Annotated in this window: 10 protein-coding genes; 1 reads left to right on the top strand and 9 read right to left on the bottom strand. The window is 41.9% G+C overall.

Annotation, left to right across the window (positions count from 1 at the left end; genetic code table 11):
• Positions 1 to 226: 226 nt before the first annotated feature.
• Positions 227 to 2,515, top strand: coding sequence for a beta-galactosidase (locus QQK00_RS03665; protein ID WP_284216119.1), 2,289 nt, complete (start codon positions 227 to 229; stop codon positions 2,513 to 2,515).
• Positions 2,516 to 2,535: 20 nt separating this feature from the next.
• On the opposite strand, the gene QQK00_RS03660 is transcribed toward QQK00_RS03665, so the two are convergent.
• From QQK00_RS03660 to QQK00_RS03620, 9 genes are all read right to left on the bottom strand, one after another.
• The gene (locus tag QQK00_RS03660; protein WP_284216118.1) at positions 2,536 to 3,843 is read right to left on the bottom strand and encodes a methyl-accepting chemotaxis protein; all 1,308 of its coding nucleotides are present in this window, start codon (positions 3,841 to 3,843) and stop codon (positions 2,536 to 2,538) included.
• 92 nt (positions 3,844 to 3,935) lie between these two features.
• A complete protein-coding gene (locus QQK00_RS03655; RefSeq protein ID WP_284216117.1) occupies positions 3,936 to 5,198 on the bottom strand; it encodes an MSMEG_0569 family flavin-dependent oxidoreductase in 1,263 nt (420 codons plus the stop codon).
• Between the two features lie 65 nt (positions 5,199 to 5,263).
• Positions 5,264 to 6,289, bottom strand: a complete 1,026-nt coding sequence (locus QQK00_RS03650) for a sll0787 family AIR synthase-like protein (protein ID WP_284216116.1) — start codon at positions 6,287 to 6,289, stop codon at positions 5,264 to 5,266.
• Positions 6,279 to 6,878, bottom strand: a complete 600-nt coding sequence (locus QQK00_RS03645) for an MSMEG_0567/Sll0786 family nitrogen starvation N-acetyltransferase (RefSeq protein ID WP_284216115.1) — start codon at positions 6,876 to 6,878, stop codon at positions 6,279 to 6,281. The genes QQK00_RS03650 and QQK00_RS03645 overlap by 11 nt, the downstream gene beginning before the upstream one ends.
• Positions 6,879 to 6,905: 27 nt before the next feature.
• Positions 6,906 to 8,024, bottom strand: a complete 1,119-nt coding sequence (locus QQK00_RS03640; protein ID WP_284216114.1) for an MSMEG_0568 family radical SAM protein — start codon at positions 8,022 to 8,024, stop codon at positions 6,906 to 6,908.
• A complete protein-coding gene (locus QQK00_RS03635) occupies positions 8,014 to 9,006 on the bottom strand; it encodes a Nit6803 family nitrilase (RefSeq protein WP_284216113.1) in 993 nt (330 codons plus the stop codon). Before QQK00_RS03635 ends, QQK00_RS03640 begins: the two co-directional genes overlap by 11 nt.
• Before the next feature lie 16 nt (positions 9,007 to 9,022).
• Positions 9,023 to 9,505, bottom strand: a complete 483-nt coding sequence (locus tag QQK00_RS03630) for an MSMEG_0572/Sll0783 family nitrogen starvation response protein (RefSeq protein WP_284216112.1) — start codon at positions 9,503 to 9,505, stop codon at positions 9,023 to 9,025.
• Positions 9,506 to 9,790: 285 nt separating this feature from the next.
• On the bottom strand, positions 9,791 to 10,861 hold the full coding sequence (locus QQK00_RS03625) for an L-dopachrome tautomerase-related protein (protein ID WP_284216111.1): 1,071 nt from the start codon (positions 10,859 to 10,861) through the stop codon (positions 9,791 to 9,793).
• A gap of 136 nt (positions 10,862 to 10,997) precedes the next feature.
• The gene (locus QQK00_RS03620) at positions 10,998 to 13,361 is read right to left on the bottom strand and encodes a putative bifunctional diguanylate cyclase/phosphodiesterase (protein ID WP_284216110.1); all 2,364 of its coding nucleotides are present in this window, start codon (positions 13,359 to 13,361) and stop codon (positions 10,998 to 11,000) included.
• Positions 13,362 to 13,461 lie beyond the last annotated feature (100 nt).

The raw sequence follows: 13,461 nt of genomic DNA, 5'->3' as shown, positions 1-13,461 counted from the left end.
TGAAATATACATGTGTTCCTTAAACTAATTTGCCTTATATATGCGCCTAGCATTTAATTGCCACATGAAACACATTAATTTCACTTATTTGTAACATGATGAATATAATCTATCAATAAAAATCTAAACGTTTACATAGATATTGATTACTGTTATTTTACAGCTGTAGCCAAGCCTTCATTTAAAAGGCTTATAGCAACACAGCGCATGAAAAAGAGGATATGCCGTGAACATTAAACAAGTAACTTGTCTATTAACTACCATTATTTGTATGAACATGCTTTCTTTTGCTTCAGAAAAAACTGACGCTGCAGCACCAATAGACGAACAAGTTGCGCAACTTAAATCACTGGTAAATCAAGCCAAGTCTTTAGGCCATGACGTGGAGCGAGAATTACTTGTATTGCAAACATCAAAGATATTCGATAAATGGATCGCTTGGGATGAAGCTAACGTTAAAACTAACGCCCAATTCTATGCCGCTCACCATGAATATAAGAAGGATCCTTTGGTACATGCCAAAGCCTTGCCAATATTCGAACGGCAATCTGTCAAAACGCTGATATCAGAAGCAATAGCAGAACTTTCGCAAGTATTGAATGGCCAGATCAAACGAAAACCAACACTGTTAACAGATACAAGTAAAGTAACCATTGACAACGGACAATTTGTACAAGAGGGTAAGCCTGTTTTTGTTTCAACCTATGTATGGAAACCTAGCGACCCAGATACGAATAAATACTTTGGCAATCTTAATAGCCAATTTTTTGCACCGGCACATGTTACGGGTAAAAATGGTGGTGTCGATCAAAGCAAAATCAAGTCAATTAAGAAACAACAAAATGAGCAAAGAATTGGTCAAGTGTTTGTATCACACACTGCAATTCCACAGTGGGCTACAGATACATATGAAAATTTTGATCTTGGTAGCCGTCGGTTCCATAAGTTTGATATAGATAACCCTAATGCTAGGTTTATTTACAAAGAAATGTTTGACGGCTTAATACCACATGTGAAAAATCAAAGAATGAGTGAACTTGGGTATATGCTGTTTAATGAACCAACGTTTCATACGCAAGAAAACACATGGAATACCGGGCCTGTATCAGACTATACAATGGAAAAATTTAAACATTGGTTGTCAGCTAGGCATGAAAATATTGGACAACTTAACGCCCTGTGGAACAAAAATTACGCGTCATTTGACGAAATAGACTTAAGCATTCCGATTTCTGTCGATCTTAAAGGGAGCCCAAGCTGGTTTGATTGGACTAAGTTTAACCAGGTGCGTGTGACTGACTGGTTTGCCTTTTTAAATGATGCAGTTAAACGCCGTGATGAAAGCGCAAAAACACATATTAAATTAATGCCACATACATGGCTTTCAAACATGCGTGACCATGGTTTAGATTTTGAAGCGCTGCTTGCTCAGGGCGATATTATTGGCTTTGACGCGAGTTCTCAGTATGAGCATGGATGGAAAACCATGCATTTCGAAGAGCATTACAGTTTCGATTGGTTTGAACCTGTCATCTCTTTTGATTTTTTTACATCACTTCACCCAAAACAGTTACTTTGGGATTCAGAAAATCACTTCATAATGACAACAGGTTTTTTACCGAAAAATGTGCGTAGAGACTACGTGAAAACTATATACTGGCTAGCTGCAACGCATGGTTTGTCTGGCGTAAACACATGGGTATGGGGAAGAAATGAAGATGGCTCAACGATGAAGCGAGGCGAATACTCTTCGTCACATATCGTATCTGCCACGCAACAACCCTTCTTATTGCATGATATTGCGCGCACATACATTGACCTAAATGCCCACGGAGAGGATATAGTCCGCCTACAAAGACAAGCTAAACCTATTCGGATTTTTTATTCTGAAACAAGCGCATTGGCTCAAAACAAATATATGGATGACATTCAAGCCACATATGAAAAGCTACACTTTGACGGTATTGCACTTGGGTTTGCAACGGAAACGATACTAAATAGGAAGATTGATGACTGGGCGATGCTAGTGATTAACGATAGCACGCAAGTTACGCAGTCGGAAAGACAAGCCATTTTGGATTATGTAAATCGAGGCGGAATTGCCTTAATACACAAAAATAGCCTGTTAAAAGACGAATATGGTAGAAGTTTCCCACCGATGTCAGCAGATGTTTTGCAAAAATTCGTTCAATTCGAATCATTGGATGAGATGCATTCATTAGTCATACATCATGCTGAAAAAACGAATAACCTGCCCATAATAACCGTTAAACAAAGCAGTCAACAACAGGTAAAAACAGTAGCATGGCGCTTAGCTCAGAGAGAGGATGGTAGCCACGTTATGATGATTACTAACTATGGAAAAATGCCGGCAAACGTTACCATAGACCATAGAAACTCTTCTTTAAACACTGTCGCTAAAAATCTGTATACCGGTAATGTTCAAGACAATTCATTTAATTTGGCACCAATGGAACACAAGTTCATGTCGTTGACGACGGTGCAACGTAACTAGCGATATTTATCGCAACTGAATCAGCCGCGTTGCTGCAGTTGATCAACAAAATATTTCACTTGGTCGTGAAGATGCTCAGACATATCGGCCATTGTGTTTACTTGAGTCCCAATGTTCGCCGCTTTATTTTGAGCATTGCTACTTTTAGTTTTAATACTAGTTGCGCTACTTTCGGCTTCAGCCGCTTCGTTAGATAACGAACTTAACTTGCCTGACATCTCTTGGGCAGACAGCGACTGTTGTTTCATCGCATTCTCAACGTCTTTTGATATATCGTTTATTTGCATTAATACTTCAGATGTTGTCTGCAACCCACCGATAGTTTCTTCAATAGTATTTGTTACCAAGTTAATTTGTTGACCGATGTTCCCTGTCGCTTCTGACGTTTGAGAGGCTAAGTTTTTAACTTCATTTGCGACAACGGCAAACCCTCGTCCAGCATCCCCAGCCCTAGCAGCTTCTATTGCGGCGTTTAAAGCAAGTAAGTTCGTTTGATCCGCTATTGACTTGATTAAGTCAATTACTTCACCAATTTTTCCGGCCGCATTAGACATTTCAGTAATCAAGGTATCAGAGTGAGAAGCCTGACTGACGCCGCGAGAGGTAATTTCTGTTGCAGACTGCATTTTTTTAGATATGTCACTGGTATTTTCTAATAGCATTTGCGCCTGACTAGTCACTTGTTCTGCAACGCTAGCATTTGCTTTGGTAACGGAAGACGTATTATCTGCATCTAATACCACGGAATTCATTTCTTCTAGTAGTTCTTGGCTGGACAGTTTCATTTCATCCACTGTTTTTTCAATTTGAACAGTACACGCACCTATTTTTTCTTCAAAGTCACCCGTAAATTGTTCTAGCAATTCTGCATTTTCCAAAATACTTATAGTATAAGGCGTAGAGTTGTGTGACGACATCGTTACTATTGCAGAAGTCGTAAACGTCGAGCCATTCTTACATCGATATGTCAATCCGCCGCGCCAGTATTTATGCTTCGACAGTATTTCTTTTCCCTCGCTCATCATGTCATCGCGAGAGCGCCCCCCAGCTTGCTCTTCATTTAAAATAAAGTACAAGGGTTTACCCACTAAGTCTTTACTCGAGTCATAGCCTAACTTTTTAACCAATGCCTTATTAGCGAAAGCCAGGCCCTTCTTGTTACCGGACCCTAAACAGTTTACAAATGCTGGAGATGTCAAATTGTTTAATACACCAAATAACATCGATGATTTACTAAATGTGAACATAATGGCCTTTTTAATCTCTTCAATTAATGCTTTTTGAACGACTTTATCCGATAAGAACGTCCAAGAGTACTGAGGTTTCATCACTCACTGATAAAACACAATAATGACTATAGTATCGACTAGAATGACACTAGCTTTAAAGCAATTAGTATTCGGTATATCGACGATATGGTTTAATACATATTGTCGATGATTTGAGCGACAACATGTTCTGCATCCTGCTCTATGCCAGAGAAACGCGCAGACCCCCATGTGTGCAACCAAGGTAAACCAATAAAAAAAAGTCCTTTTTGCTGGGTGATACCCCGCACATGCTCTGGCATACCAATGTTATTAAATACTGGTACGTCTAACCAACTGAAATTCGGCTTATATCCAATACACCATAAAATAGTTGAGATGCCAGATTCAGCTAAATCAACGCTTGTTCTTTCACCCTCGGGTTCCCACACAGGTGCATATTTCACCTGTGTCGGCGCGTCAATTTTATGACACTCAATATACTCATCAATACGCTGATTAATGTTGTTATACACGTTGTCAGCCCGCGCTAGATTCTCTGCTAAGTTTGGTAAGAACGTCAATTTTCCGTCAACGAAATCATCCATAAAACCAAACAGCTCCATACCAGACTGAGCAAACTGCCTTAAGTCGATATCTCGCCCGCCGCCCCGTCCCGTTAGATAATGATTGGTATTGTCTCTGACACCTTCCCTAAGCGGGTGCTGATCAACAGGCATGTCGTAATATTTCATATCGGCTAACCAATCAACCACATCACGCCCGCGATAAAAGCGTGCGCAACGCGGGGCGTCTCCGGTGGCCAAAAATACTTTGCGACCAGCCAAATGAAGATCTTCGGCAATCTGCGCCCCGGATTGACCAGAGCCAACCACCAAAACACTGCCTGATGGAAGTTGCTCAGCGTTTTTGTATTCTTCTGAATGCAATTGGCATACAGATTTCGGTATGCGCTTCGCGAGGTCAGGGATAACCGCGTCGTGATAACCTCCTACCGCAATGACAACTTGCTTGGCGAAGAAGCTCCCCTTGTCCGTCTGTACGGTATAGCGTGACGAAACAGGCGTGCTCACTTTTGTGACTGTCGTATTGGCTAACACAGGAGGATTTACTTTTTTTTCAAAGGCATTCAAATACGCAATGATTTCATCTTTGACCATAAACCCATGTGGGTCATCACCGTCATAATAATGGCCAGGTAATCGGCATTGCCAATTGGGAGTAACTAAACAAAACGAATCCCAGCGCTTAGTTTTCCAAGCATTTAGGCTATGCGCTTTTTCTAAGATTAGATGCTCAACATTTGCTTTTTTCAAGAAATAACTAATTGACAAGCCCGCTTGACCCGCCCCTATAACAATGACGGGGAAACACTTGTTCTCAGGAATAATCTCGCCTTGTGTTGTAGTATTCATAATCGACTTAATACCGCCCTTATCACGCTAGCTAATAATAAATATCGGATTTGATGCCTTAATATTCATGATATGCAGCCAAACTCAGACGCTGCTTTTGTGCCTACCTCGGTAGTTTCTTGTTTCTTATTGCTTGTATCGGTCATGCCGGTCAGCGATTCATCAGCAGTGTTCCAAAACAGATAACGTTCTCTCATCGAATTAACCATCACCTCTGGACATCTGGTGACATCACCAATTTCTTCAGCCGATATTCCACGCGCAGTAAAAGTAGATATTAATCGCTTAGCATTATCTTTTGACATTGCAAAAATATAGCCATAGCTAGGAAATGTCCTTAACCAGTCATGCCAAGTGACATCAGGCGGTTTGGGTATTTTATCAAGAGAAATTTCAGCGCCAACGCCAGAACTTTCCAGTAGCATCACACAGGTGCCCAAAATACCTGCTTGACTAATGTCTTTTGCGGCATGTGCAAGCTTGTTGTCTGCAATGTAAGGCAATAGCGCTATATCAGCTCTTAGTCTAGCTGGTGGCGCTTTTGTCGCAGCGTTCCAATTTAAAAAGGGTGGTCTAAATGCACCTCTTAAATCAATCGCTGCGACTAACACATCATTTGGTTTCGCAGCAAAACTACTCATTAATGTCGCGGCTTTACCCAGTATGGAAGCACTCAAGTATGTTTGATTCGTTTGAAAATTTGTGTGCCCTCCGACAATAGGCACTTGAAACGCTTGAGATGCAGCGACCATTCCTTCATATATTTTATGCGTTTGTGGGCTATTAAGCGCCCAAATCGTATTCACAATTGCGGTTGGACGGCCGCCCATCGCCGCCACGTCGCTAACATTTACCATTACACTGCACCATCCGGCAAACCAAGGGTCTTGATGAACAAAGGCACTCAAAAACCCTTCAGTTGCCAATAAGTCATAACCAGTATCTGTTTTTATCGCCGCAGTATCATCGCCATTCGGATGGTCAGAGTGCTTGTATGCCTCACGGACCAAGCCATTGACAACACTAATGTCCTTCTTGTGTTGAATCCCTGCGTACTCACGCAAATCATCGAGCAATTGTTTAAGCTGCATTTTTCGAACCCTGCGTGCATAGGGTTAAGAATGGCGCAACGTATTCATTCGTTGCGCGCTTATGGCGGTTGCTCACCACAAAACCGCTGGTTGGTCGATAACACGGCGGGTATGCTGATAAGTCCGCCTTCATCATGACGTGGGGATGTCGCTTTACATTCAGCTCGTATTCGCTGTGCCAATGCAAGCGTTGAAACAAACGTTCATTTTGTTTCTGCACTTGCGCTAAAAACATTTTACACCCCAAAGCATGAGCGCTTGATACTGCTAGCTTAATCAACTGAGCACCCAGCCCTACTTGGGTGCGAAACGATGGATCAACAGCAAGTCGCGATCCCCACCAAACATTGTCGCCTTCATCGTGAATTCTTACCGTGCCGACAATCCGTTCATGCCACCCACCAAAATTAGCAATCGCAACCAATACCTGTGCATAAGCATCGACATCATCTCGGTCATCTTGCTCGAAAATACCTTGTTCCGCGCAAAAAATTTGGCGACGCAAGGTATGCGCCTCACTAATTTCCCAATTTGATGTCGCCCATTTAATGGTAAAATCAGAGAAAAACTCATGTTGGCGTTTCTTCATTAGCATATCGTTCCTATTACCAAAACGTTAATTTAGTTGCTTGGCGTTCGTATTTTCATACTTTTGCAGCGAAGAGCATGCACCGCACTTCGCACAGCCAGCTTTGACTTGTGCAGATGACATATTCGCCGCAGCCAATTTCGCTCCAAGCGGACGTAAAATGGCGACCATTAGCTCAGAGCTAGGCGCGGGATGGTCTTCCAAAGGCGTGCCGCGAATTGGTACAAAAGGCACAACAAAGGGATATACCCCTATCGCAATCAATTCGTCACATACCGCTAAAATGTCGTCTACGGTATCCCCCAAACCAGCAAGAATATAGGTACTAACCTGCCCCCAGCCAAATATTGGCACTGCCGCCTTAAACGCTTTCATGTATTCATCGAGTGTAATTTGAGATTTGCTAGGCATCATCGATTTACGCAATCGTGGCGAGACTACTTCGATGTGCATACCAAGGGCATCTGCGCCGGCTTCCTTAAGCAATTGAAACCAGTGATGATCGTTTGGTGGTTCGCATTGTACTTGTATTGGTAAATCGACTGCTGCTTTTACAGCAGACACGCTCTCAGTTAGCACTTTAGCCCCTCTGTCAGGCGTTGATGGTGTGCCTGTCGTCATAACCATGTGTTTTACGCCATCAAGTTCTACCGCGGCTTTAGCAACCTCTGCAAGCTGTGAAGGCCGTTTGTAGGCAATCGTTCTGCCAGCCGCAAGCGACTGTTCAATCGAACAAAATTTGCATGTTTTGTTCATGCCGCCATACCTTATACAGGTTTGCAACACAGTCGTTGCCAATACATCAGTGCTGTGCAGTGTGGCGATGTGCGAATACGGTATACCGTCGCTGGTTTTTAGCTGATAAAACTTCGGGTCTCTTGCAAACGTAACGTCAACAATAGGAATCCCTTCATTTTTAAGCGTGACTTCCCCTACTTCATTATCAGCTAATGTATATGGTGAATAGTTTGCTGATTGCGTGTGCACAGGCACCATTACCGTCGAACCATCAATCACGATAGCTTGATGATCACTTGGACCTGCACCGCCTTTTCTACTCACGTGCTCTTGCTCTGTCGAGGACAAGCGCACGCCTTTTGACTGAATATCCGTTATTAGTTGCTGCATCTGTTGACTATGACTCATCCGGTGTTTCCTTAGTAAATTTAAGGCCTGCAGATTGATGATTATGTGTGGCTATTTGATGATTGTTTTCGTATTTTTCTTCATTAATGAGTAGACTTAGTAGTTCAGGACGAGCGTAGTGTCCAACTGAATCCATCATTCGCTTTCGCTTAGTAATGAGCGTCATATCCAAATCTGTGACCAACACTCCCTCGCCTGCACTTATTGGCTCGACAAGGTGCTTTCCTTCTGGAGAAATAATCGCTGTTAAACAACCATCTTTAAGTGCCGATTGTAAGCTTATGTCTTCAGTAATTGACTCTATTTGCTGCTCACTTAGCCAGCCAGTTGAGTTAACCACAAAACAACCAGACTCTAAGGCATGATGTCGAATGGTGACATCTATTTGATCAGAAAAAATAGGGCCTACCATCGAACCAGGAAACTGGCTACAGTGTATTTCTTCATGCTGGGTCATTAGAGCATACCTCGCGAGCGGGTTGTAATGCTCCCAGCAAGCAAGCGCACCGACTTTCCCTACAACAGTCTCAGCTACTTTTAAACCTGATGCGTCACCCTGCCCCCAAATCATTCGTTCATGAAAAGTGGGCGTGATTTTTCGGCGTTTAAGGACTAAATCGCCAGTTGCGTCAAATATTAGCTGGGTATTGTATATTGACCCGTGGTCGCGCTCATTGATGCCTAATACAACGACCATCTCGCACCTTTTTGCACATAGACCAACGCGTTTCACTTCTGGCCCAGGGACCTTAACGGCATTTTCGTACAAACGAAGGTGTTCTTTACCGCTTTTTACAGGCGGACAAACAAACGAAAAATATGGGTAGTAAGGGACAAATGTCTCAGGAAAGACAATAAGCTCAGCCCCTTTACGGGATGCATCTTCTATCGCACCAATTACTTTGTCGAGGCTACCAGCCGCTGACTGCAAATCTGGAGATAACTGAGCGGCTGCGACTCTAACGACTCTGGAATGAGACATTTTAGTCGCCCCTTAGCTACACGGTCCAAGTATCGATAACGAACGCATTCTCTCGTTGATGCAATAGTTTTAGGTCCAATACATCTAGTGGGTTAACCGGAATAATACCTTCAATTAACGCTGGCTCTCCATGACCATAAAGGGCTTGCAGCGCAAATCTACAACTATATACCTTGCCGCCTTCGCTCATAAACTTTTTGAGTTGATTGGTAAAGTTTTGATGCCCGGGGAAGGCTTCTGCACCTATAGTGGGATAGCCTCGTTGAAGGCCAAGTGTAACGCCAGGACCATACAATAAAATCGATGTTTCGTACCCTTTGCGTTGTAGTCTGGTGGCTTGTAACATATTTACAAAACCAATAGATCCTTCAAATGCGACCGTATGGAATGTAACGAGCGCTTTTTCACCGTCCTTAGCTTGTACATCTTCAAACAACTTTTCTTCGTAATCTACAAAAAAATCACCATCTTTATGAGCAGGCGTTGTAACTTCTGGCATGGTAAATCCTCAATGTTGTGTATTAGAAACTAGTCAATTAATTGTCGATTTTATCGACAATCAAGAGTAAGCAATGCAGATGCCAGAATAGTCATGAATCGCGAATATTCTATACACTCATAGTCAAAATCAATGAGTAAGAAGAAATATCTTTAATTAAATGTTGACCAAACCATGGCTATGATTCAGTTGAATGAAAGCAGCAATGAGCTAAATATGAAAAGGTATCAGTTGCAAAAGGTAGGCCTTGTTTACCAACGCCTACCTTATCTATCGTTGCAATGCCTACCTTCCGATAACAGCCTCACCTAAAGGCTTAAACTTTAGGATATAAAAGTCGTCGGGGGTGGGCTTATCGTTATTAAACGCAGGTGAACGATGTAGTTTGTTAGACGTTGCCAAAATACCTACGTCACCCGCAGTAGAAAAGCCTTCTACCCAACTTAACTTTTGCGCGTCTTGATGTAAAATTTTATATTTACGATCAGGCGTGATCACGCCAATCGCGTTGTTTGTTAGATCAGATACATATACATTGTTTGCTGCATCAATGGTAATCCCATCGCCCATGGGCTTATCAGCATAAGCCTCTACGCGCTTTGTCAGTGCTTCATCAGACAACGATTGATTAATCAAATCGCTAGTTTTAACTCGATACAATGTTTGACCACTCATTGGGGAAAAATATACCCACTCGTTATTTACGTCAATGGTAATAGGATTAACGCCAACACGGGCAGGCTTACCTTGCATATTCACTATTTTGCCATCAATAATTAGATCTTTATCCTCCGGCACCGTCGCAAATGATCCATTTAGTACACGGCGGACTAAGCCCGTTTTCAAATCCAACACCAGCAAGGCAGATGTTGTGGCATCTGCCGTTTCGGTGATGTACATCGCATCATTGTCTCTGTCTACCGCCATATCATTTAATATGTACGCATCATTTACAATTGGGCGAGCAATGTAATAAATTCGATAGAGTTCGTTTTTATTAATATCCCAACCAATCACTCTACCCATGGCGTCTTTACCCCATATCGTATCTAAAAACCACAAAATGCCATGTTTGTCGACGATAGTGCCTAATATGCCATTAAGCGCAGGATAAAAATCCATTTTTGGATAGGGTTGATAACTGCCATCAGCTAACAGTTCTACCATTTTATGATCAGAACCATATGCCAAATGAGTACTCATAAAGATTCTACCGTCGTCACTAACGCCAATATTGGCAGGTGGAATTTCAGAGTCAAGTTTACGGAATATTTCGAAGGAATCTGTCGCAAACGCTAGTGTATTGGAAAATAAAACTGCTAGCGTAATAGGAAGTGCAATGAGTAAGCGTTTCATCGTGAATTTACAAGCCATAGTAAGTAGTAGAATCTCTAGTACAGACTAATATTCACTGCTTGTAAACTGTTTCCATTTAATTGTTAACGATATCGTATAACTGTTTATTATTAAGCAAGCGATAATAGGGAGCTGATTATTTATTTACCACGTGCATCTGTTTAAGGTATTTTGCTTCAAACTCTTCAGGAACAAGCGGCCGACTAAAATAATACCCCTGCAGTAATACTTCGCCTTGCAGCATTAACCACTCAACCTGAGACTGGGTTTCCACACCTTCGGCAACTGTCGTTAAATCTAAATTACGTGCTAACTGAATAATTGACCGAACTAGTTTTTCATCTTGAGGGTCATGCATAATGTCATTTACAAACGAACGATCTATTTTAAGCTTATTCACATCCAAGTCTTTTAAATGGCTAAGCGAGCTGTAACCCGTACCAAAGTCATCTAGGGAAAAGCTAATCCCCATTTTTTTGAGCATATCAATTTTAACAATCGTGTCTTCTTTATTATCAAGTGCAACACTTTCGGTAATTTCAAACTCTAGATGTTGTCCCTCAACGCGGTGTTTCTTTAAAACCTTTGAAACACACTCAATAAAATCGTGTCTCGCTAACTGCTTCGCACTGATATTTACTGCTATTTTGAAGCCTTCAAACATTAAACCGCGATCGATTAAATCAGCAATATACTCACATATAGCGTTCAGGATGCGCTCGCCCACATCAACGATTAACGCACTCTCTTCCAAAAATGGTATAAACTCGCCAGGACTTATGATTTCGCCGTCTTTACGCCAGCGCATCAGCGCTTCAGCACTCACAAGCTGGTGAGTCTCTGAGTCGACCAAGGGTTGCAAAACAAAATAGAATTCGTCTCGGAACATCGCCTTCATGATATCCCTTTCGAGTTTCAATAACTCGGCCGCCTGCGTCGCCATTTCATTTTTAAACAGGGTAACGCGGTTACGCCCTGCTCGCTTTGATTCATACATTGCAGTGTCGGCATACTGCAGAATTTCGTCCGCAGAAGACTTACCTTTTTTGAAAACAATAACGCCAATAGATGCTGTTAACGCGTAACTATGCAGTCCAATTTCAATCTCTTTATTTATGCATGCTCTCAATCGCTCTCCCAATACCTCAGCGCCATTTGACGCGGTGTGTATATTGTCAGACACGTTTTCTTCGATGCACAAAAATTCATCTGCACCTAACCTCGCCATTAAATCAGAAAACGAAAACTCTTTTTGAAGGCGACGTGCAAGTTTTACGATTAATTGATCACCAACACTGTGGCTAAGTGTATCGTTTATACGTTTAAACTGGTCTAGATCTGCAATCGCAGCTATGCCATACATGCCTTCTTGTCCTTCACTAGGCAGGCTAAGTACTTCATACACTTTGTTTCGATTTGGCAACGAGGTAAGCGGATCGAAATAGGCCAATGATTCTATTTTTTCTTCCGCTTTCACGCGCTTGGTAACATCCGTCGCCGTGACCAAAATACTGTGCTTTTCTGGCGTTTTAAATTTGACTAACGTCATTTCGACATAGCAATCAGCACCACTAGCATTTTTGACCTGAATTGTTTTACTTATTTGATTCTTCTTACCATCGAAGAACAAGTTAATAGCCCGCATAAATTCAGGGTCAATGGGTTTGATAACGTCATTCGCAGAACGGCCTTTTAACTCATATATAGAATAACCATAAAACGCCGCGGTAGCTTTGTTTGCAAACACAAATTCAAAGTTTTTATCTAAGGAAAAGATAAGTGCGGGAGCCGTATCCAAAATAAGCCGAAAGCGCTGGGAGCGCTCAGTAAGTAGTACTTGGCTTGTAGATATCCGGGATAGCATGTCGTTTGCTGCATTTACAATAAGGCTAAACTCGTCTTTTTCATGACCTACCAAATGATTGATCTGCTGCGTCGCAATAGACTTGGTATTGACGCGTTGGAAACGCCTAGACAACCGCATTAACGGTGAAGCTAACATGTAATGATATACAACACTTAGCGCAATAGTAAGAAATATATAACCAGCCGACGCAATGATGAACGCTCTAATGGCTCGGTCATATACTCCAGATAACGCAACATGGTTGTCAATCACATATATCAATTCACCATATATTTGCGAGCGCCCTGCGGCTAGCGGTTGGCCTGACAATAACAAACTTGATTTAGTAAAATTATCGGTGAGTAAGGATAGCATCGGATTGTAAGAGCTGTGGTTAGGAAAGTCTTCCTCAACCATGTTTTGCTCTTGACGAGAAAACTCCGCCATTACGTTTCCGTGGTCATCTATAATCGAAACGTAGCTAAAATAATCGAATAAAACTAAACCATTAATAACGTTGTTTGCTTGTTCTTTGTCGAGAAGGTATACAGCATTTGATGCAGTAGTTTGGGCTGACTCTAATATTGCTTCAATACTTGAGCGTACTTCCGTCTGGCGTTGTTTAAAATCAAACAAGGTTTGCAAAAACGCCATTACCAATCCTAGGAATACAAGAAGTACTAAGCTTCTTATCCCAAGCTTAAATGATAACTTTTGATTTAGCTTCATATAACACGCATATAAACACTTGAAA

The organism is Agaribacter marinus (assembly GCF_030160655.1).
In the GTDB taxonomy this organism is placed as follows: Bacteria; Pseudomonadota; Gammaproteobacteria; order Enterobacterales; family Alteromonadaceae; genus Glaciecola; species Glaciecola marina.
The sequence above is the reverse complement of the archived record's forward strand: the minus strand, read 5'-3'. Positions and strand labels throughout refer to the sequence as shown.